Source organism: Pedobacter sp. Leaf132 (assembly GCF_920984695.1).
Lineage (GTDB): Bacteria > Bacteroidota > Bacteroidia > Sphingobacteriales > Sphingobacteriaceae > Pedobacter.
The window spans coordinates 319,661-341,911 of the sequence record NZ_CAKLBO010000003.1; the positions used below are offsets into that span (position 1 = coordinate 319,661).

Here is a 22,251-nt window from a genome sequence, read left to right on the forward strand (position 1 = left end):
CCCGAGCAGGCGATTAACCTTTTAAAATAAATGCCTCCTGGTAAGAAGGCATTTAGAGCGAAAGACGAGATTCGAACTCGCGACCCCGACCTTGGCAAGGTCGTGCTCTACCAACTGAGCTACTTTCGCATTAACAAAACTGATATGCTGTTTCGTTTTGGTGATGCAAATATAGAGAGATTTATATTTCTGTCAAGAGATTTTTTATTAAAAATTTAATATTTAGTTTAAATTGCTGGCTTTCAGCGCTAGTAAAATTAAATCATTTTCAAATCCTCTTCCTTGTAGGTAGGTCATTAGCTTAATTTTCCGTTTTAACGGGTTAGATTCATTTAGCGTAGCGGCCTTTTTTTGTGCTAAATTTTCTAAAGTCTGCATGTAATCATCATCATCCATACTATACAATGCTTTTTGTAAAATTCTATCAGGCACGCCTTTTAATTTTAAACCTTGCTTAATTTTTATTCTTCCCCATTTTTTAATATTGAATTTGCCCGATGTGTATTGTTTAGCAAAACGCTCTTCGTTAATAAAATTATTAACAATTAAGTCTGATAAAATTTCTTCGAGTTCATCTCCGCGTAGTCCCCATTCTACTAATTTGTATCGTACTTCTTTTTGAGAACGTTCCTGATAAACACAGAAATTTTCAGCTTTTGCTAAAGCCTGCTTTTTATCTAAAATTGCGCCTTCTCTTTTATCGCTTTTCATAATTATTTACTGAAATTCGTAAAAATAAAAACGATTACCATATTTTTTTAAATATAGACCATGCTAAATCCGATATATACCATTTCAAACATTGTAGAAATATTAAGTGCCGATGCAAGAATTTTTGATGATAAATCTATTATACAGTATTTGGTTACAGATAGCAGGTCAGTTCTAATTCCCGAAAATTCGCTTTTTTTCGCACTTCAATCCCATAGGGATGGACATGAGTTTATAAAAGATGCTCGTAATAAAAGAATTACGAACTTTGTAATTAGTGATGAAAAATACATAAATCAGTATCCTGATTGCAATTTTATTATAGTTACAGATGTTTTGGTCGCGTTGCAGAACTTGGCTGCCGTTCATCGTAATCATTTTGATTTAACCACTATAGGCATTACCGGAAGTAACGGAAAAACGATTGTAAAAGAATGGTTGTACCAGCTTTTGGCTGCCGATTATAATATTGTTCGCAGCCCTAAAAGTTATAATTCACAAATTGGTGTACCACTTTCAGTTTGTCAAATTGATGCGCAAAATACATTAGGCATTTTTGAAGCAGGTATTTCTGCTGTAAATGAAATGGAAAATCTTGCCAAAATTATTAAGCCAGATATTGGTATTTTAACCAATATTGGCGAAGCGCATGCTGAAGGTTTTGCATCAAAAGAAGAAAAACTAATAGAAAAGCTAAAGCTATTTAAGAATGCTGAATTACTTATTTATTCTCCTGACTATGTAGGGGAGGTAAAATTTACGGATTTACCTGGAAAAACAAAATTTAGCTGGAGCAATAATCAAGCAGCAGATTTAAGAATAATCTCTGTAGAACAAGTTGATGAAACTTCTTATTTAAAGGCGATTTTCAATGATCGTGAAATTGAATGTGTTTTACCCTTTCGGGATAAAGCCTCAATAGAAAATGGAATAATTTGTTGGGCAACTTTACTCGCTTTGGGTTACACCGCAGAGCAAGCTGATTTTAAATTAGAAAAGCTGAGCCACGTTAGTATGCGTTTGGAGCTTAAAAACGGCATTAACCAATGTTCTATAATTGATGATTCTTACAGCGCTGATATTTCCTCATTGGTGATTGCCCTCGATTTTTTAAACCAGCAGAATCAACATCCCAAAAAAACAGTAATTCTATCTGAATTATTTGAAACAGGCAAAGCCGACCTCGATTTATATACTGAAATTGCAGATTTACTTTTGCAAAAGAAGGTTAACCGTTTAATTGGAATTGGTTCGCACATTAGTAAATATGCTGAAATTTTTAAATTTGAAACTCAATTTTTTGAAGATACTGATGTCTTTATTGAGGCTTTCCCAAGCCTGCAATTCAGCCACGAAACCATTTTAGTAAAAGGAGCGAGGCGATTTGAATTCGGCAGAATTAGCAAATTGCTTACACAAAAAATACACGATACGGTTTTAGAAATAGATTTGAACGCGATGGTTAATAATTTGCAGTTTTATCGATCTAAAATAAAACCAGGCGTTAAAATTATGGCTATGGTTAAGGCTTTTTCTTATGGTAGTGGAAGTTTTGAAATTGCAAATCTTCTTCAATTTCACAAGGTGGATTATTTGGCAGTTGCTTATGCCGATGAAGGCATCGCTTTGCGAAAAGCCGGAATAACCTTGCCAATTATGGTTATGAGTCCGGAAGTTTCTGCTTTTGATGCCATTATTAAACATAACCTTGAACCGGAAATTTATAGTCTTGATATACTAAACAGCTTTTTGAATGCCCTTTCGGGTACTGAACTCAATTACCCAATTCACTTAAAAATTGATAGTGGAATGCATAGGTTAGGATTTGATGCAATCGAAATTGAAGAGTTAAGTGATATCCTTAAAGATTCTAACAAAATAAGTGTTCAAAGTATATTTTCTCATCTCGTAGCCAGCAGCGAGGCCGAACATGATGGTTTTACACAACAACAGATTGATAAGTTCAATCTGATTGCACAAAAATTAATAAATGCTTTAGGCTACAAACCTCTACTTCATATTTCAAATACATCTGGCATTAGCCGTTGGTCCGAGGCACAAATGGATATGGTGCGCTTGGGTATCGGCTTATATGGTTTTGATGCTGCTTTGCAACATAACAAAGGTTTGAAAACGGTAATGGTTCTAAAAACAACTGTTACGCAGATAAAAACACTTGATGCAGGCGAAACCGTAGGTTACAGCAGGCGAGGTGTAATGCCCGAGGGCGGGAAAATTGCTACAGTAAAAATTGGCTATGCCGATGGATATAGCAGAGCCTTCGGCAACGGTGTCGGGAAAATGATTATTAACGATAAGTTGGTGCCAACAATTGGTTCTATTTGTATGGATATGACAATGCTTGATGTTACCGGAATAGATGTAAAGCCTGGTGATGAGGCTATTGTTTTCGATAAAGAGCATTCAATAATGCAACTTGCAAAAGATACAAACACAATCCCTTATGAAATTTTAACAAATATTTCTCAAAGAGTAAAAAGAGTATATTTTTATGAATAATTGGTTTATTCGTTCATTTGTCATTGTTCTCATAGTTCATTGGGCGTGATGCTGATTGTTCATTCATTCATTTTTCATTGGGCTGGATGCAGATTATAAATCAAGCTAACCAATGAACTAATGACAAATGAACTATTTAAAGAATTTTAAATAAATTTGTAGCATGAATAAAGTAGGGAAAGCTATTATAAACTATTTGATTAAAGGTTTGTTAATTGTTGTGCCCATTGCAGTGAGTATTTTCATCGTAATTTGGGCAGTTACCACTGTAGATAGCTGGTTGAATGTTAATAATATTTTAGGTGTAAACCCGCAAACGGGCGAAAGTAGAAACATACCAGGGTTGGGTTTACTAACCGTTTTAACCATTATTTTACTTGCCGGAATTTTTGTAACCAATTTAGTTACCGAACCAATGTACAATTGGTTTCATAGAATGATGCATCGTTTACCGCTGCTTAATTTTATTTATTCTTCGATAAAAGATTTAACCGAAGCTTTTGTGGGTGATGAAAAGAAATTTAACCATCCGGTAATTGTGGAAGTAGAAGGGAACCTGAAAAAAATTGGTTTTTTAACACAGAACGATTTAAAAAAACTAAACCTAGTTGATGAAGTTGCGGTCTATTTTCCGCTTTCTTATTCCTTTGCCGGACAATTATGTATCGTAAAACGAGATAAAGTTAAAGATTTGAATATGACAGCGGCTGATGCAATGAAACTTGTAGTAAGCGGTGGCGTTAGTGGTTTATAAAATAAAATGATTCAAATTTATCATAATAACAGGTGTACAAAAAGCCGCCAGGCTTTACAAATGTTAGAAGCCAGCGGAAAGCCGTTTGAAATTGTTTATTATTTGGAAACGCCGCCAAATAAAGCGAAGCTCGAAGAATTAATAGCAAAGCTGAATATTAAGCCTTTAGACTTAATTCGTAAAAGCGAGCAGATTTTTATCGAAAATTATAAAGGTAAAAGCTTAAGCGATGCTGAATGGATTGAAGCAATGGTCAAAAATCCAGTTTTAATTGAAAGACCAATTATAGTTTCCGCGGATAAAGCTGTTGTTGCAAGGCCAACAGAACGAATTAAAGAAATTTTGGGATAGATTATTCGTTATTGCGAGGAACAGTATATCCTTAATGCCCGGGAAAGCAATCTATTGTTTGTATACTTTACTTTTTTAACTTGATGTTTCGATATTATTTATCCCTGACTGTAAATTACAAGGATTAAAATAGTTAGAAACAAAATTTTACACTAGTAAACTTAAAAAATACTCCTTACTGTCGACATAAATATTACGAAGAGAACCAAAGCATAAATTAACCTTGAATAATATTCTCTTATAAATAGCCCGGCAAAAATCAATAAATCGTCATCAACGTTGCTATGAATTAATCCACTATTTGTTGTCGAATTAAATATAATTTGTTTATCCTGATGGTTATTCAGGCTCCATCTGCTTAACCAGCTATTCTGAAAACTCCAGTCAAATTGCTCTCCTGTTGGAATGGAAACCTTCGCCTTAAAAGCCATCCAATCATAACGAATTACAGCTAAAACCTCGTTTTTATTATTTAGAATTTTAGTTTCCGGAACAGAATAACCTTCACTTTTTAATAAGTAAATTCCATTTTGTGTGGTTGCAATAGCCGTATTTTTAAATGAGCTAAAGTTTAACGAAAATTTTAAATACGCTTGCTCGTATACCTGATAATTACTATCAAATAATCCTTTTCTCCAATTTAATATTTTCTCCATCTGTATCGCCTTTACCTTTTTGACTCCCGAATAAACCAATCGTTACAAATAATGTTTGCAAATAAAAAAAGTGCTTGCGTTAACAAGCACTTTTTTACCTATAATTGAATTTTGAAGGATTAACTTGAAATGATTAAATTTTGAATCACTTAATTATAGAATTTTTATAAAAATCTTGAAAATCCTCTCAATCCTACTTAAAAATTAGGTTTTAATACATACTTATCGTAGAATCTGAAGATATGTTCAGCAGCCTCTTCAGCAGTATCAACCAAGCGGAAAAGATTTAAATCTTCTTCGTGGATATTGTGTTCTTTTAGTAACATGGTGTTTTTCAACCAATCAATCAAACCGCCCCAATAATCTTTGCCAATTAATACAATAGGGAAACGGGCAATTTTGCCGGTTTGAATCAAAGTTAAAGCTTCAAAAAGTTCGTCCATTGTGCCAAAACCTCCAGGTAAAACAATAAAACCCTGACTGTATTTCATAAACATTACTTTACGCACAAAGAAATAATCAAACTCTAATAATTTGTTGTGGTCGATATATTTATTGTGAAATTGCTCAAATGGCAACTCTATGTTTAAACCAACTGATTTACCTCCATTTGTATGTGCACCTTTATTACCGGCTTCCATAATACCCGGACCACCGCCTGTAATAACGCCATAACCACGGTCGGTTAATAATTTGCCGCATTGCTCTGCAAGTTGGTAATATCTGTTTGTTTCTGCTGTACGTGCAGAACCGTAAATGGTAACACATGGACCTATTTTGGCTAGTTTTTCAAAACCATCTACAAATTCGGCCATTATTTTAAAAATCTGCCAAGAATCTGTTACTTTAATTTCCTGCCAATCTTTATTTTCAAAAGCACTCCTAATTTTTTCTTCACTCGTCATATAAAAGTATTCTAATATTAAAATTTTGTTTGCGCATCAGTTTTTTTGCTGATGAAGAGCAAACCTATAAATGTGATTAAACCATTAATTAAAATAAGCTCAACACTAAACACATATCCGCCGAAAATTTCTTTGGAATAGCTCGAAAGCAAGTAACATAAAAAAGGCGATAAAATGCAAACTATCGGCACTAATTTATCGTGTAAACCTCGTTTTTTTACAAACAATCCAAAACTATAGAGGCCTAAAAGCGGTCCGTATGTGTAAGATGCAATAGTAAAAATTAAACTTACCACCGATGAACTATTCAATGCATTTATCACAATAATTACCAGGAACATTAAAATTGAAAAAGCAATATGAACAGTATGGCGTTTTTTTACAGCATCTTTTGCATTCATTTTATCAGCTTTTGCCATGTCTAAAAAATCTACACAAAAAGATGTGGTTAGCGCTGTTAAAGCAGAATCTGTTGTGGCAAATGTGGCTGCGGTTAAGCCCAACATAAATATAATTGCGGGTAAAGCACCTAAGTTATTCAGTGCAATTTCGGGGAATAGCAAATCTGTTCTTGGTTTTCCCGTGATGTGATCTAAAGGAATATCAATACCATTTTTAGCTGCATAAATGTATAACAATGCACCAACGCTTAAGAAAAATACATTGAGGATTACAAAAACTCCGGTAAAGGTAAACATGTTTTTCTGAGCTTCTTTGATGGTGCCCATACTTAAGTTTTTCTGCATCAAATCCTGGTCTAAGCCAGTCATAGCGATGGTTACGAAAATCCCGCCAATAAACTGTTTACTGAAATAAAACTTGTTCGTTAAGAAATCATCCAAAAAGAAAATTTTGGAATAGCTGCTGTTTTTAACGGTTTCAAAAGCTTGCGGAATGCTGTAATCTAAACTATTACAAATAAAATAGATGGTTAAAAATACTGATAAAACAAGAAAGAATGTTTGTAAGGTATCGGTGATGATAATGGTTTTTAAGCCGCCTTTAAAGGTATATGACCAAATTAATGCAAGCGAAATTAACACGGTTAACCAAAACGGAATGCCATAATTATCAAATATAAATCGCTGTAAAACAATTACTACAAGGTATAATCTGGTTGCCGAGCCAAGCGTACGACTTAGCAGAAATATTGATGCGGCGGTTTTATAACTGTAATGCCCTAAACGTTGTTCGATGTAGCTGTAAATGGATGTTAATTTCATCCGATAGTATAGTGGTAATAAAACCGTACAAATGATGATGAAACCGACTGCGTTACCTAAAACAAACTGAAAATATTGAAACTGATTACCAGCAGGAGCACCAACTTCGCCAGGTACGGAAATAAAAGTTACGCCAGAAAGCGCCGTTCCAATCATTCCAAAAGCCACTAAATACCATTTAGAATTTCTGTTGGCAACGAAAAACGAATTATTGTCTGATGAATCTTTTGAAGTAACGAATGAAATAATAATCAGCAGTAAAAAGTAGCCAATTAGGAAGCATAGAAGAATGGTTGGTGACATAATTTGGTTTTAAGCTGATAAATGTAAGAAATTACTAATTAGTAAAGAAGTTCATTTCTTTAGTAGTTCATTTGGCTGAAAATTTAATCAGTTCATAAGCCTTTTATTTAGCCATTTAATATCTTCACACACCCTAATGGCTAATGAACCAATCACTAATGAACGCTTAACTAAAATACCAAACGACTAAAAAACCAAACAACTATTTCCTATTTTTACAGCATGAATTTTTCATCCAAACTGCTTGAAGATGCGGTAAACGAATTCTCGAAATTACCTGGCGTAGGACAGAAAACCGCTTTAAGGTTAGTTTTATATCTTTTGAATAAGGAGCAAGAAGAAGTTAATCAGTTTGGAAATACTTTAATTAAGCTTAAGCAGCAAATTAAAAACTGTAGCATTTGTTACAATATTTCTGACCATACCATCTGCGAAATTTGTACATCGCACAAGCGAGATAAGGAAACAATTTGCGTTGTGGAAGATACGCGTGATGTAATGGCAATTGAAAATACTGGTCAGTATTTTGGCGTTTACCATGTTTTGGGTGGCTTAATTTCTCCAATGGATGGGATTGGTCCTTCTGATTTGTATATCGATAGTTTAGTTCAACGTGTTGCCGCCGGCGGAATTAAAGAAATAATTTTGGCGCTTAGTCCGAACATGGAAGGCGATACTACACTTTTTTACCTGTACAAAAGGTTAAAAGAATTTAATATTCCGGTTACTACAATTGCCCGCGGAATTGCTTTTGGTGGCGAATTAGAGTACACAGATGAAATTACACTCGGTCGGTCGATAATTACACGTGTGCCATACGAGACCGCGATGATGAAATAAGGGCAGGACTTTTAGGATTTTAGATTTCCAGTATAAAATCAACAGAAAAAGGACCTGTAAACCAAAACGACCAAAAAACGAACAAAACAATATATGAAAGATAAAGTAATCATCATTACAGGCGCATCTAGCGGAATAGGGAAAGCGTGTGCTGAAGAATTTGCCAAACGCGGTGCAAACCTTGTTTTAGCGGCACGCCAATATGTTACACTTTGCGAAATAACTGCCGATTTAGAAAAAAGATTTGGCATTAGAGCAGTAGCAGTTCAGGCTGATGTAAGTAAGGAAGCAGATTGTGAATTGATAATTAAACAAACTTTAGTTTCTTTTCAGAGAATTGATGTTTTGGTAAACAATGCAGGTTTATCTATGCGTGCTTTATTTAATGATTTAGATTTATCGGTTCTTAAAAACCTAATGGATGTAAACTTTTGGGGAACGGTTTACTGTACAAAATATGCTTTACCGGAGATTTTAAAAACCAAAGGAACGGTTGTCGGGATTTCATCAATTGCGGGTTATCGTGGTTTGCCAGGCAGAACAGGCTATTCTGCATCTAAATTTGCAATGAATGGTTTTATGGAATCTTTACGTACCGAACTTTTAAAAACCGGCGTTAATGTTTTGGTTGCTTGTCCGGGGTTTACGGCATCAAATATACGGGTAACTGCCTTATCTAAAGATGGTGCAGCGCATGGAGAAACCAGTATGGATGAAGGCAAAATGATGACCTCGGAAGAAGTTGCGAGTATAATTGCCGATGGAATTGAGCAACGCAAGCGTACTTTAATAATGACCGGCCAAGGTAAATTAGCCGTTTGGATGAATAAATTGTTCCCTGCTTTTGTAGATAAAAAGGTTTTCGATTTGTTTGCAAAGGAAAAAAATCCGCTGATAAAAGCATAAAGATATCTGTACAGCAACGACCTATTATTTGAGTTTCTGGCACAAGCTTAAATTAAATAGCCCCGACAGAGTGGAAAGCCCGGAATGGTAGCGCAGCGAAATGAGGACTTGGAGCGGTGGCGGGACTGCTGTAACCAATGAGCAGAGGTTTGACGCTACAAAAAAAGAAAGAAGAATTATGTTAATATTTCAGTAATTGCCAGGCACAGTTTGTTACGACTGTTCGGGAAAGCAATCTTTATACAATTGATGCTGTGGCTTACACTAACGAATTATAAAAACATTTTTATTAGCCTTAAAACAGCTCTGAAGTTCCTAAATAGCCATTAACAGATTTTAAAATATCTTTACCAATTTCAACAGCATTACCAACGCCAACACCTTTTATTGCCGCAAGTTGCTCGGTTGTTTTGGGTAATTTAGCAGCAATTGTTTGTAAAGTTTGGTCAGATAGTACGTTGTGTTCTTGTACATTCCTTTTATCGCTTATTTTCTTCCTTAAAATTATAAGCTCATTATACAATTGCTGATTTACAATTTCTTTAGCTTGTTCAACAACTTTTTTCACCCTACCGGTTTGGATGTGTTCATAATTGCTTCCGGCTTTATGGTAGACTTTAGCAAACTCATCGGTAGTAAAATTGCTCCAGGAGATTTTAAAAAGTGCTGATTTTATCGCTAAATCATTTACAAAATCGCTAATACGACCTAATATTTTTTCTGCCCGCTCATCTCGGTAAACATTCATGTCATTAAACTTATCTGCAATTGCAAGTATTGATTTAAGTTTCGGGCTAAAATATTGTGACGCTTTAATTAATCTATCTACAATAACTGTATTTTCTACAACCGGCAAAGATTTATTTTGTCCTGATAATTCCTTTTTGATAAATCTATCTCCAATGGCAATAATCTCCGTTTCTAAAGGTTTAGAAATTTCATCAACAATAGTATGAAAAGCTGCGTTTTCATGATTGTTCGGAAAGTTTGATTTTTTAAGAAAATTCCAGTTTTTCGCAAGGGCACTAAAATCCAGCAAATCGTGAATAAGATTCCATTCATAATTTATGGAGGCTTTAGCTAATGTTTCTGCACTTGGTTTGGTTAAAATTGCATTATGGGTAAAACTTATCACTTTGTTATCTGTAATGATGTTTTCTGGCTTTACAGGCGACTTTAAAATTAACCCTTCTAAACTCCTGCAACGGCTTAAAGCAACATAAGCCTGCCCGTGGGTAAAAGAAGAACTTACATCGATAATCGCTTTATCAAAGGTTAACCCCTGGCTTTTATGAACGGTAATTGCCCAAGCTAACTTAAAAGGGAATTGTGTAAAAGAACCCGTATTTACCTCACTAATTTTATTTTCACCGTCTAGATTGTATTTTACATTTTGCCATTCTTCTCGGTTAATTTCTATGGTTGTGGCATTATCATTGTCAAATGAAACTTTTATAACGTCTCCATCAATGGCTTTAACAACCGCAGCTTTTCCGTTATAATACAGTTTTTTACCCGATGAATCGTTTTTAATAAACATAACCCTTGCACCGATTTTCAGTTCTAATACTTCATCAACCGGATAGGCATCTTTAGGGAAATCGCCCGTAACTTTTGCTGTAAACTGAAAAGTTTCACCATTCAATTTCTCCAGGTACTCTTGATTAATTTGAGTTACCTGATTGTTGTGTGTAGTAAGCGTAATGTATTCTTCCTTACGGATATCGCCTAAATTTTCGTCATATCGCTCATTCAGTTTTGACAGTAATTCGCTGCTTAAATTATTTTCCCTGATTCCGTTTAATATATTTAGAAAAGTTGGGTCGGATTGACGGTAAACTTTATCTAATTGAAAAGTGATTATCGGGTTTGAAAGTATCGCTTTACTATCAAAAAAATACGGACTAGCATAATAATTTTTAAGGATATGCCAGGCATCATGTGCAATAGGAGAGAGCTGGTAAAGGTCGCCAATCATTAAAACCTGAACACCACCAAACGGTCGGTTTATGGCTTTTGTTTTTCGCAAGGCGATGTCAATATAATCGAGCACATCTGCCCGAACCATACTAATTTCATCAATAATTAATAGCTCCAAGCACATTAAAAGCTTAATTTTCTCAACCGAATACTTTACCTCATCGCTAACTTCCTTATCAGGTATTATTGGTCCGAATGGAATTTGGAAAAAGGAATGAAGCGTAACACCACCGGCATTTATTGCAGCAACGGCAGTAGGTGCAACAATTGCATAGTTTTTTTCAGTGGTTTCTTTTATGTGTTTTAATAAGGTGGTTTTACCGGTTCCGGCTTTACCGGTTAAAAAAACTGGCTGGTTTGTACTTTTAAGAAAATCGAGAATAAGCTGATGTTGATGCGCCAAGGTTTTTGGATATTTTAAATTATGCAATAAAACATGCGTAAGACACCAAAAATACAATGTTACTTTTGTTTATGCTAATAATGTTAGTATTTAAATAATATTATAAACATCTTTAATTTGGTATTTTATGATTTTTCTCAAAATTTACCGGTAGTTGGTATTGAAGAGATAAAATTACTAGCTTAACTCTTAAAAGTTATTTTTTACTAATGCTTGTTGTTATCTGGCTGATTTTCAATAAAAACGATATAGTATAGCTTTCTAAAAGCTTGCAAATAGAGGTTGTGTTTGTATTATTCGTAATACTTTTAAGTTGTTGTTGAACAATTTGTGTTATTAACTGTTCTGTACCTTAATGAATAGCCCTAAATTATACAGTTGTGTCCTCGTTGATGATGACAGAACATCCCTCTCTCTATTAAAAAATTACATCAATCAAATTCCAAAGCTAAAAATGCTTGGTAGTTTTGATTCTGCAGCAGAGGCGATTACCTACGTAAGAAATGCCGATGATGAAATTGATTTTCTGTTTCTGGATATTGTAATGGATATATCAGGTATCGATGTTGCCCAGATTTTACGCGATAAAGTTAAATACATAATCTTCATTACCGGCTACGATGGTTTTGCTTTGAAAGCGTTTAATGTAGGTGGCGACCAATATTTAACTAAACCTGTGCAATTTTCTAAGTTTTTAGAAACTATAAACCAGGTTTTAAGGCGGAATAATGTTCAGGTTAACCGAAAATAAACACTTGGTAATTTTTGATTTTTTATTAATATTTTTCAGGAAGTTTATTCTTTAAGAATTTTGGTAGCCTGCCAGCTTTCTGATTTGGTAGAAAAAACGTTCTATCAATCTTAAATCCTGAGTAACAATTTCAGCACTGCCTTTAAGTTCTTTATCAAATGTTAAAGTTTTTTGGTAAGATGTTTTTAAGCCGTTTGGAAGTAAAACATCTACATAATAATTCCCCTTTTCATCTGGTGTGAAAGAGATATTCTGAACAATACCTTCAACAATGCCATATTCCTGAAAACGGTAATTATCTAATTTTATTAACACTTTTTCTCCTTTAGCTATTTTACCAGAATTAGTTGCGGCAACTAACATTTTACCTATAAGTAAACTGGTATTATTGGGTAATATAGAAAGAACAGGTTCTCCGCGTTTTACAAATTGATTTTCGCCCCAAAACTGCTGAAAACTTGCTACACCTTCGGTAGAGGAGATTATCAAATAATTTTGCTCCCATTGCCGCAAAGATTTTCTTAATTGTTCCAGAAGTTGTAGCGTTTGCGAAGCAAAATTAATCTTATCCTTTTCTGCATTTATGGTTGTTCCACTTTTAGCTTTATTAAGGTTATCAATCGCTTCTACTGTTTGGGATAATGAAATATCTATATTTTCTATGCTTTGCTGCGCCTGTAAATATTTAATTTTTTCATTTTCAAACTCAAAAGATGATATTACTTTTTGGCTAAAAAGCTGCTGTGCCCTGAGATAATTTTTTTTTACTAATTCTATCTTTGAAAGCTCGAAAACCTTTTGGCGTTTTAAGGTTGCGAGTCTGCTTTTGTTGGTTTGTATATTTTGGTCTGTAGCAATATTTTCAGGAGCATAAGGCTTAAGTCTTGTAAACAACTTTTCATCTTGTAAAGCTTTTGAAAAAGTGTTGTAATCACCTTGTAGCTCACCCAGCTTGTATTTAGATAGTTTTTCTAACGGAAAAGAATTTAATTGATTTGGGGCAACAGAATCTATAAGTTGTTTAAGCGATAGTACATCTGCATAATTTGCTGTTGATTGCAAAACCATCAATACATCGTCTTTTTTAACCTTTTGATGGTCGGCTACAAATATTTTTTCAATTTTAGAATCAGTTCTGAATTGCAGTTTTTCTGGCGGATTTTGAGAGGTAACAATTACAGTTGCGGGTACAAATTCTGGGTATTTGATAAAATAACTCATCAAAAAAATCATTAATAATATAGCAAGTATTATAACATTTCCCCAACGGAACATCCAATGTGGTGGTTCTGATAAAACGTCCTGTACAGCTTCAGAGCGAAGTTGCACTTCATCTAATTTATCTCTTTTAGTTTCCAAGTTCGAGCTGATTTTTAATAAGTTTATAATATTCACCTTTTTTAGCAACCAATTCATCGTGATTGCCTTCTTCTGCAACCATTCCTTTATCCAATACGATAATTTTATCGGCATGTTTAACAGTTGATAATCGGTGTGCAATTACCACGGCGGTTTTACCTTTAAAAAACTGTTCTAAATTTTCGATGATTACTTTTTCGTTGTTCGCATCTAAAGCACTTGTTGCCTCATCAAAGAAGATATATTCTGGCGATTTGTAAACGGCTCTTGCAATAAATAGCCTTTGTTTTTGTCCGCCACTGATGCCAATACCTTCGTTACCAATTTTGGTGTTGTAGCTTAGCGGTAAATTTTCTATAAATTCCTGTATGTTGGCAATTGCTATGGCTTTTCTTAGCTTCGTTTTATCTACAGTATCTTCGCCAATGGCGATGTTATTGGCTATGGTATCATTAAATACATAGCTTTCTTGCATCACCACGCCGCAATGGTTTCGCCAGTAACGAGGCGAAATATTTTTCATATCCGTATTGCCGATTTTAATTTCGCCCACGCCAGGCTCGTAAAATTTAGTCAGCAATTTTAACAAAGTTGTTTTTCCGCTACCGCTTGCACCAACTATTGCTGTTGTTTTTTGATATGGGATGGTTAGGCTTAAGTTTTCGAATACAAAAGCATCTGTACCGGTATACCTGAAAGAAACATTCTTTAATTCAATATCTTTCGGTGCTATTTCCGTAGTATATTGAATTAATTCGCTCTCTTCATCTTCTTTATTGTGAATTTCACCTAACCGTTCAAGCGAAATTTTCGCATCTTGAGTTTGACGTATAAAATCGATTAATTGCATTAACGGATTATTCAGCTGCCCGATAATATATTGGACCGAAAGCATCATGCCTAAAGTAAGGTTACCGCTTAATACTAATTTTGCAGCTAAAAAACTCACCAGAATATCTTTTATCTGGTTAATGAAACCACCACCAACAGATTGCCATTGTTCTAAGGATAGGGCTTTAATTTTTATTTTAAAGAGTTTGACTTGTAAAAATTCCCAGTTCCATCGTTTTTGCTTTTCGGCATTATGCATTTTAATTTCCTGCATACCGTTAATTAATTCTATTACAGTGCTCTGTTCCTGGGCTACTTGAGAGAACATTTTGTAATCTAATTCTTTTCTTTTTCTCAGGAAGAAACTAATCCAACCAACATATAGAATAGCTCCAAATAAATAAACAGTAAATAGCTTGTAATCGTAAATTAGCAATACAACACTAAAAATTATTAGGTTCACCATCGAGAATAATGTGTTTAAAGAGGAGTTAGTCAAAAGTTGCTCTATTCTATGATGATCATTAATTCTTTGCATTATATCTCCAGTCATCCGGGTATCAAAGAAACTAATTGGAAGTTTCATCAACTTTATAAAAAAATCAGAGATGATGGAAATGTTAATTCTTGTAGAAAGATGCAGTAAAATCCAGCTTCGTATAATTTCGATACCCATTTTTCCAATAAAAAGCATAACCTGAGCAAGCAATACCAAATAGATAAAATTAATATCCTGATTTTGAATGCCTACATCAACAATACTTTGTGTAAGAAACGGGAAAATTAAAGAAAGTAAACTGCCAGCTAATAAACCAACGGCTAGCTGGATAACAAGCGATTTATACTTAAGCAAATACCTTGACAGGAAAGAAAAACTTGCTTTGCTCTCTTCTTCGTCAAATTCGTTTTTGTAAAAAGACGGGCTTGTCTCTATAATTAAAGCAATGCCTTCTTCAGTATTTTCATCCGCATTTTCACCAATCCAATGTTTAATAAATTCTTCCTTTTTGTAAGAAATTAAACCAAAACTCGGGTCTGAAACATAAACGTTTTCCGCTTTATCAATATTATAAACTACAACATAGTGGTTCTTATTCCAATGAACGATGCATGGTAGGGGTGCATCAGCAACCAGGGTGTTAAAATCTATTTTAACTCCCAAGGTTCTAAATCCTAAAGTTTCTGCCGCATTACTAAGGCCAAGCAAACCGCTACCTTCTCTGGTGGTTTCAGAGAGTGTTCTTAAATGTTGCAAGGGTATATTTTTTTTATAGTGTTTAGCTATAATACGTAAGCACGTTGGTCCGCAATCTTTAGAGTCTGGTTGTTTGTAAAAAGGGAATTTTTTCATGTTAAGTATTCCAAATTCTGTCGAAATTTTCGGATAACTTTTCTTCGTTTATTGTACAACCTGATTCAGAAATTGTAACTCCAGAATCTTTTAAATTGAGATAACCTTCTTCATTATTCCATTTCGAAATATAGGGGTTGTAAGTACATTCAGAATGATGAAACCAATGTTCTGCACCCTTGCTTGGCACACGACTATCTACACACATGTATCTAAATTCACAGTCTTTACATACCAGCATCTGATGTTTTTTTATTTCGCCTAGTTCATTGTATTTTGATGATGAAATTATTTCTAAAAATTGTGTTAAAGTCATTGATTTGATACTACCAAAACTCTCTAAATTATTTAACCCATTCTTTATATTTCCAGTTTCATCGATGTAGATTTTGCCAAAATAGTAAGAATGAAAATTGTTAGATTCTAGAAAATGTTCTGTATTAATAACCAATTTATCGATACTGAGATTTCTTTTATAGGTAGAAAATTCTTCTTCATAAAAGTTATAGTATATGTTTTGAGATAGTTGCGTTTTCTCTACAACGTTTTTTGAATTGAAAAAATTTACTGAAAAAATTATACTGTATTTTGCAATTTGCTTTTTATACGCTTCCAAATTTTCAATGTTAATGTTTTCGATATATAGATAAATACTATCTATCTCAAGCTGACTGACTTTTTCTAAAATCGAAAATAAGTTTTCATCTATATTCTCCGATATAATTGATAGATTTAAAAGATATTCAACTTTAATTAAATTTAAAAAGTTAGAATCTATGTTCGAATGGATAATAACATTAGTTACGCGATTAGGAGTTTCAAAATTCTTATCCAAAATTGTGAAATGCTTTTTTTGTTCTTTATTAGATAGTCTAAATATAATTTCCTCTTTCATCAAAAAATCGATGAGTTCATCTCGCTCTGCAACATCTTTAATTTTGTCGAATTGTATGAAGTCGTTTGTATCCAGAAGATCATAATGTTCTTTTGGAATAAGAAAATAATCCTTTCTAAGAATATCATAGATAATTGCTCTGTTGTATCCATTTACTGGCACACATAATTGATTTCTCAAAAATAAATTGTTCATAATGGGGATTTATAGAGAAAGTTTAATTGCAAACTATTGGTTGTAAAAATTTTTGACTGCCTGGTTTTTATCAGGTATTTAGGTTTATCTTTTTTTATTAAAGATTTTAAATGGATAGGAGCATGTCCAATAAGTATCTCGAGTTCGATATTTTTCATATTAGAGATTTAAGGCGATTTGCTTTTCTAAATTGTAGTTGCAGGGTGTAGAAACCATCCCAAATTGACCAATTGGATTTAGATCTAAAAAATAATATTGATGATCTTCTTTTGAATAAACAATATCGAAAGATGCACAATTTAAACCTATCGCATCAAGCAACTTTTTTATTTTGCGTTTGTACGATTTGGGCAATTCATATGGGGTTATCCTATTGGGTTTTGAATTGTCGTAATTTCTAAAATCTACTTTGGTTTTATTATTATTTTGCGAAAAAATAGCCATTGCATAAAAGCTCCCATTTAGATAGAAACATCTTAATTCGTAGGCCTTAATAATATTTTTCTGAAAAAATGTAGGCACAAATTCATCTGGTAAACTTTGAATATCATCAAGGACTATTTCACAGGTGTATGCCATGTGAAGCGAATTTTCCGAGTCGTAAACAGAAAATGGTGCATTAAGAGGTTTTGAGATAATATTTTTTTCTTTATTGTAAAAATCTATAAGTACGTTTTTGAAACTTGTAACTACATAATTTGGAGCAAGTACATTAAATCTTTTGCATAAATCTAAAATGTATAATTTATTAATATCGCTAGTTTTAAAATTATTTACAGAATTGATTTTATCAAAAGCATAATGCATATATTCCACTAAGCATGTATTTTCTATAGATAAATAATTGTCAATATGCTTGCTTTTAAAGTTATTCATCAAATATAAATCGCCTCTTCTGTACCATATTTTGCTTATTTCGTTGCTTTTCAATATTTTACCATCAATATTTAATGAGAAACCTTGATCTTTAAGCGATATTAATTTTACACTGGTACTTTCGTTAATGCGAATAAATTCTTTTTTTAGATATATTAGCCAATTAATAACTCGGCTTGTAGAATAATCATCATCAATAGAAAAAATTAAAATCATAGGTTTATAAATTCAGCTTTTAATTAATTAGTATTTCAAAAACGGAGGGCAGAGCCTCCGCTTTTTAATAAATTGTTTTTACTCAACTAGCAAGGGCTACAATCATAAAAATCCATATTCGATCCGGTCTGTTTACCATTATCATCAAAAGTAGTAGTGTAGGTGTCAGAGCAATGACGGGCTTGCGTTGCGCTCGAGCATTCATGATAAGTTGTAGCTAGTCGGCCTCCGTTGATTTGGCAGCTTGATAGATCAATCCTTTTTTCGAATAAATTTTTGTTGTTTTTCATGTTTTTGTGTTTAAATTTTTAAAAATCTGCTTATTAAAATACTTTAATAATTAAGGGCAGTTGAAGTCTGTACATGTTTTTATCACAGTACCTTTGTCTGTTTTTGTTATGTACTTTGTGTCTGAACAGTTATCAGTACTTGTGGCCGTTGAACTTTCTTTTTGAGTAGCTTCTTCAGCCAATCTTCCCCCATTAATTTGACAACTTTTTAAATCGATTTTCTTTTCAAATAAGCTTTTGTTTGTTTTCATAATAAATAACTTAATTAAGGTTTCGCCAACTTACCCTGGCGTTTAGGTTTTTAATTAATCTAAAATCGATACACAACGTATGGCTTACAACAGGTAGTTAATATGTGTAAGGTTTGAATGTTTTTTCGTGAATTTTTGAGGTAAATTCGTTAAAGAATCTATTTTGAAAAAAAGTTTAAACGATTGAATATGCTGATTTTAAGGTTCAGATAGCCATAAATTAAATTGTTTTTGAACAGCATGATTTTGTTTTGTTTATTCTCAAATAAAGCGCAAACCGATACAGATATGAGCTGAAATCCAGCAGATATTTGATGATTATTTTTTTTAGCTTGTACTATTTATATTTTAGGCACTTCTTATATTTTAACTAAAAGTTTGGAGAGGCAAAATTTTACTAACGATAACTTAATTCATGACGTTTGATAAAAAAATCACATATACCTTTTGTTTAATCTTTAGTTTTTTCTTGGTTTCAAATTGCAGAAACGATGAAAAAAAATCTAAAATAGAAATTGGAGTAGCACCAGTTGAATCAAATAAAAAGGATTATTTGGCGCTGATTATTTCATTAGATACTTTGCCGTCATCATCAGTTAAAGAAGTTATTTTAAAGGAAGATAGTCTGCTCAATTCAAGCAATGGGGGTGAGGCAAATCCTTTTATTTATTATTTTAAAGCACGTAGATACGTTTACGATAAGAAAAAAGACAGTGCCTTAGCAAGCTATCAAAAAATTAAGAGTACAAATCCTAACTCGGATGTAGAATTTCTTAAGGTAAGTTCTATCATAAATCTCAAAATAGGTGGTGGCGTAATGGTAGATCCACCTTTAATGAGCGAAATTTTTTCTGCTTTAAAAGCTGCTGAGCAGGTGAAAAGTAAATTAACATATCGTTTTTATGATTTACTGGCACAGGCATATTTCCAAAATCACGAAGAAAAAAAATCAATTGAGTATGCTGCTATTTATTATAAGCTTCACCCTTATAATACACATACAGTTGTAAGTCAACGTTATTTTGATATTTCATTTTTACTGGCATCCCGTTTAGGTGATTTTAAAAAAATGTCTCTTTATAATGCTAAGGCGAGAGCTTTAGCTCTAAAAATAAACGATAGTTTAGCTATAGCCCGAACTTATGATAACGAAGCACAAATTTACAGTAAGCAGTTACAAACGGGTAAGGCATTAGCAAGTAGCAAAATTTTCTTCGATTACTTAAAAAGGAGCAATAACCTTAATGATGTTGCTTTTAATAATCTTGGAACCGCTTTTTATCAAAATAAGCAGCCAGATTCTGCTATAAAATACTTCCGAGATGGCATTGCTTTGGCTAAAAAAGATATTTCAGGTAAACAAAAGGCCATGCACTACAATGGTTTGGTTGATGCCTTTAAAATGAAGGGCGATTTTTTACATGCGCTTGAAGCTGCAGATTCTGCTTATTTAATCGAGTTAAGAAGTTATAAAGCAATTGAAGCGGTTAAAGTGGCCGAAATGCATGAAAAATACGAATCTGAGAAAAAAGACATTAATATTGCTGAATTAAATGCCAGAAATAAACTTAATGAAACCATTATCGGGCAGCAACGCTGGACTATCTTTTTAACGATATTGGTTTTTGTAAGTGCGCTTTCCTTCTTTTATATATTTTATCGCCAACAGCGTTTAAGGGAAAAAAATAAACTGCTTAAATCCGAAAATAAGCGGTTAAATGTAGAGCAAAAAATGCTGCAGGCTCAATTAAATCCACATTTCATATTTAACGCTATCGCAAATTTACAAAGCCTTATTGCATCTGGGCAGAATGATGAATCTGTTCAATACCTCAAATCATTTTCGGGGTTATTGCGTGGTATTTTAGAGCAAAATAGAAAAGATTTTATCGAAATTGAAGACGAAATTTGCTCTTTAAATAACTACCTCCACCTGCAACAAATGCGCTACACCGATGCTTTCGATTATAAGATTATAGTTGATGAGCATTTAGATACGCAAGAAACGTTAATTCCGCCAATGCTTATTCAACCTTTTGTAGAAAATTCAATTGAGCATGGATTTAGAAATTTAACTTATAAAGGTTTGCTTTTAATATCTTTCACAATCAAAAATGAAAAGTTAATTATAGAAATTGATGATAATGGCAGCGGCTTAAAAGCAAAGCAAAATGAAAAGCACAACAAGCAATCGCTTGCTCAGGTTATTTTAAAAGAAAGAATGGATTTGTTATTTACACAAAATGGAGAAAATGCCTATTTCAAAGTAAAGAATAAACTGGGGGATGCTGAAACTGGTGTGCATGTCGAAATTCAAATCCCGGTAACAATTGATTAAATATAAGCCATGAAGCTATACATTTTAGAAGACGAAATCAGAATTTTACAGCATATTTTGCAGATTGTTGAAAAGATAGACTACCTTGAAGTTGTAGGTTCGGCAGGTGAAATTGCAGTTGCCGGTAAAGAAATACCTGCCTTAAAACCCGATATAATTTTAGCAGACATCAGACTTAAAGATGGAGATAGTTTCCATTTATTTGATGCAATTGGAACAAATGATTTTCAGGTAATATTTTTAACAGCCTATGACCAATATGCCATTCAGGCTCTAAATTTAGGCGCATTTGGATACTTGCTTAAACCCATTGATGAGTTATCATTAACCACTCATTTAAATAAATGTTATCATCATCGTCAGCAGGAAGCAATAGGGCAGCAGCAACTTGCCATTGCCAAAGAGCATTATCTTGCGCAAGGCCTAGCGGCAACAAAACGCATCGCTTTAAAAAGCCTTGAATATATCGAGGTGGTATCTATTGAGGATATTATTTTTTGCAAAAGCGATAAAGGCTATACAACCTTTTATTTGAATAATGGTAACGAAATTTTGGTTTCCAAAGGGTTAAAAGAATACGAAAGTTTGCTAACGCCTTTTGGTTTTTTAAGATGCCATCAATCTTATTTAGTTAATTTTAAATATGTAAAAAAATACTATCGCGAAGGCTATTTACAAATGGAAAATAAAGTAAAGATTTTAGTTTCAAGCCGAAAAAAAGATGAAGTTTTACGGTATTTAGAAAATATCGCATAGCTTCTATCAGCTTAGAAGATTGAACAAAATTCAATTTTTTATTTTTTTTTAAACTAAAATACAATTACAGCGTTTAATAAGTGTAATAATAACACTAAGCCTATGTATAATTCAGCAAAAACTGAAACCAGAATAATAAATTTCGATGGAACAATTATCGTTCTAAATGCTGAGAAATTTAATGCAAAACGATATGCTGTTAGAATAGATGGCATTTTTAGCGGTCATTTGGAAAGAAAGAATAACGCATTAATCCTTTCTATGGGTACCGAAATAAAAGAACCTTTTTTACAGAAAATAAGCGAGATATTTAATGTTGATAAGCAATTGGCTATAAACTAATGTTTTCTGCTGACTTAAATTTTCAGAATTAAAGTTATACGAGGCATAACAAACGTTCTCAATAAAATTTAATAGCTTCTAAAACTTTTTTTGCTGGTTAGGGTTATAACAGTTATAATATCCCAATAATGTCGAAACGTAACTCGCAACTAACCAAATTAATATTAGATACTCCTAAAGATAAATTCTCATTTATCTGGCCAATAAGCTTAATCATATTATTGCTTTCATTAACTTATTTTTTTGGT

General features: G+C 33.2%; 19 protein-coding genes and 1 tRNA gene. 9 read left to right on the forward strand and 11 right to left on the reverse strand.

Going from position 1 to position 22,251, the window contains the following annotated elements:
* Positions 1-56: 56 nt before the first annotated feature.
* Together LUA86_RS08680 and LUA86_RS08685 are read right to left on the reverse strand one after the other, a co-directional pair.
* Positions 57-129 (reverse strand) — tRNA-Gly (locus LUA86_RS08680).
* Between the two features lie 93 nt (positions 130-222).
* Positions 223-711, reverse strand: a complete 489-nt coding sequence (locus tag LUA86_RS08685) for a regulatory protein RecX (protein ID WP_231460227.1) — start codon at positions 709-711, stop codon at positions 223-225.
* Between the two features lie 60 nt (positions 712-771).
* Between LUA86_RS08685 and LUA86_RS08690 the strand changes: the two genes are divergently transcribed.
* The 3 genes from LUA86_RS08690 to arsC all read left to right on the forward strand — a co-directional run bounded on the left by LUA86_RS08690 (position 772) and on the right by arsC (position 4,336).
* The gene (locus LUA86_RS08690) at positions 772-3,231 is read left to right on the forward strand and encodes a bifunctional UDP-N-acetylmuramoyl-tripeptide:D-alanyl-D-alanine ligase/alanine racemase (protein ID WP_231460229.1); all 2,460 of its coding nucleotides are present in this window, start codon (positions 772-774) and stop codon (positions 3,229-3,231) included.
* Positions 3,232-3,394: 163 nt separating this feature from the next.
* Positions 3,395-3,985: a DUF502 domain-containing protein gene (locus LUA86_RS08695; protein WP_231460230.1), complete on the forward strand. Its 591-nt coding sequence runs from the start codon at positions 3,395-3,397 to the stop codon at positions 3,983-3,985.
* Positions 3,986-3,991: 6 nt separating this feature from the next.
* Positions 3,992-4,336 carry an arsenate reductase (glutaredoxin) gene (gene arsC / locus LUA86_RS08700; RefSeq protein WP_231460231.1) on the forward strand — a complete coding sequence of 115 codons (345 nt, stop codon included), beginning with the start codon at positions 3,992-3,994 and terminating at the stop codon, positions 4,334-4,336.
* A gap of 161 nt (positions 4,337-4,497) precedes the next feature.
* Here arsC and LUA86_RS08705 read toward each other — a convergent pair whose 3' ends face one another.
* The 3 genes from LUA86_RS08705 to LUA86_RS08715 all read right to left on the reverse strand — a co-directional run bounded on the left by LUA86_RS08705 (position 4,498) and on the right by LUA86_RS08715 (position 7,423).
* Positions 4,498-4,992, reverse strand: a complete 495-nt coding sequence (locus LUA86_RS08705) for a hypothetical protein (RefSeq protein ID WP_231460232.1) — start codon at positions 4,990-4,992, stop codon at positions 4,498-4,500.
* 197 nt (positions 4,993-5,189) lie between these two features.
* Positions 5,190-5,897 (reverse strand): TIGR00730 family Rossman fold protein, encoded by a 708-nt coding sequence (locus LUA86_RS08710; protein ID WP_231460233.1) that lies wholly within the window; start codon positions 5,895-5,897, stop codon positions 5,190-5,192.
* Between the two features lie 17 nt (positions 5,898-5,914).
* Positions 5,915-7,423, reverse strand: a complete 1,509-nt coding sequence (locus tag LUA86_RS08715) for a sodium:solute symporter (RefSeq protein WP_231460234.1) — start codon at positions 7,421-7,423, stop codon at positions 5,915-5,917.
* Positions 7,424-7,645: 222 nt separating this feature from the next.
* On the opposite strand from LUA86_RS08715, the gene recR reads away from it, so the two are divergent.
* Complete coding sequence (gene recR / locus LUA86_RS08720) at positions 7,646-8,263, forward strand: recombination mediator RecR (protein ID WP_231460235.1); 618 nt, start codon at positions 7,646-7,648, stop codon at positions 8,261-8,263.
* Between the two features lie 93 nt (positions 8,264-8,356).
* Entirely contained in the window at positions 8,357-9,169 is an 813-nt protein-coding gene (locus LUA86_RS08725; protein ID WP_231460236.1) for an SDR family oxidoreductase, read from the forward strand.
* Between the two features lie 295 nt (positions 9,170-9,464).
* On the opposite strand, the gene LUA86_RS19275 is transcribed toward LUA86_RS08725, so the two are convergent.
* Positions 9,465-11,579 (reverse strand): HRDC domain-containing protein, encoded by a 2,115-nt coding sequence (locus tag LUA86_RS19275; protein WP_304622659.1) that lies wholly within the window; start codon positions 11,577-11,579, stop codon positions 9,465-9,467.
* A 328-nt stretch (positions 11,580-11,907) separates the two neighbouring features.
* Between LUA86_RS19275 and LUA86_RS08745 the strand changes: the two genes are divergently transcribed.
* Complete coding sequence (locus LUA86_RS08745; protein WP_231460237.1) at positions 11,908-12,303, forward strand: LytTR family DNA-binding domain-containing protein; 396 nt, start codon at positions 11,908-11,910, stop codon at positions 12,301-12,303.
* Positions 12,304-12,354: 51 nt separating this feature from the next.
* Here the strand turns inward: LUA86_RS08745 and LUA86_RS08750 are convergent, their stop codons facing one another.
* The 5 genes from LUA86_RS08750 to LUA86_RS08770 all read right to left on the reverse strand — a co-directional run bounded on the left by LUA86_RS08750 (position 12,355) and on the right by LUA86_RS08770 (position 18,567).
* Positions 12,355-13,662 carry an HlyD family secretion protein gene (locus LUA86_RS08750; RefSeq protein WP_231460238.1) on the reverse strand — a complete coding sequence of 436 codons (1,308 nt, stop codon included), beginning with the start codon at positions 13,660-13,662 and terminating at the stop codon, positions 12,355-12,357.
* On the reverse strand, positions 13,652-15,844 hold the full coding sequence (locus tag LUA86_RS08755) for a peptidase domain-containing ABC transporter (protein WP_231460239.1): 2,193 nt from the start codon (positions 15,842-15,844) through the stop codon (positions 13,652-13,654). The genes LUA86_RS08750 and LUA86_RS08755 overlap by 11 nt, the downstream gene beginning before the upstream one ends.
* Before the next feature lies 1 nt (position 15,845).
* Positions 15,846-16,934 (reverse strand): hypothetical protein, encoded by a 1,089-nt coding sequence (locus LUA86_RS08760; protein WP_231460240.1) that lies wholly within the window; start codon positions 16,932-16,934, stop codon positions 15,846-15,848.
* 159 nt (positions 16,935-17,093) lie between these two features.
* Positions 17,094-18,026 carry a grasp-with-spasm system ATP-grasp peptide maturase gene (gene gwsG / locus LUA86_RS08765; RefSeq protein WP_231460242.1) on the reverse strand — a complete coding sequence of 311 codons (933 nt, stop codon included), beginning with the start codon at positions 18,024-18,026 and terminating at the stop codon, positions 17,094-17,096.
* A 340-nt stretch (positions 18,027-18,366) separates the two neighbouring features.
* On the reverse strand, positions 18,367-18,567 hold the full coding sequence (locus LUA86_RS08770) for a hypothetical protein (protein WP_231460244.1): 201 nt from the start codon (positions 18,565-18,567) through the stop codon (positions 18,367-18,369).
* A gap of 415 nt (positions 18,568-18,982) precedes the next feature.
* On the opposite strand from LUA86_RS08770, the gene LUA86_RS08775 reads away from it, so the two are divergent.
* The 3 genes from LUA86_RS08775 to LUA86_RS08785 all read left to right on the forward strand — a co-directional run bounded on the left by LUA86_RS08775 (position 18,983) and on the right by LUA86_RS08785 (position 22,003).
* Positions 18,983-20,905, forward strand: coding sequence for a histidine kinase (locus LUA86_RS08775; RefSeq protein ID WP_231460245.1), 1,923 nt, complete (start codon positions 18,983-18,985; stop codon positions 20,903-20,905).
* Between the two features lie 9 nt (positions 20,906-20,914).
* Positions 20,915-21,661 carry a LytTR family DNA-binding domain-containing protein gene (locus LUA86_RS08780; protein WP_231460246.1) on the forward strand — a complete coding sequence of 249 codons (747 nt, stop codon included), beginning with the start codon at positions 20,915-20,917 and terminating at the stop codon, positions 21,659-21,661.
* A 102-nt stretch (positions 21,662-21,763) separates the two neighbouring features.
* Entirely contained in the window at positions 21,764-22,003 is a 240-nt protein-coding gene (locus LUA86_RS08785; RefSeq protein WP_231460247.1) for a hypothetical protein, read from the forward strand.
* Positions 22,004-22,251: the final 248 nt, after the last annotated feature.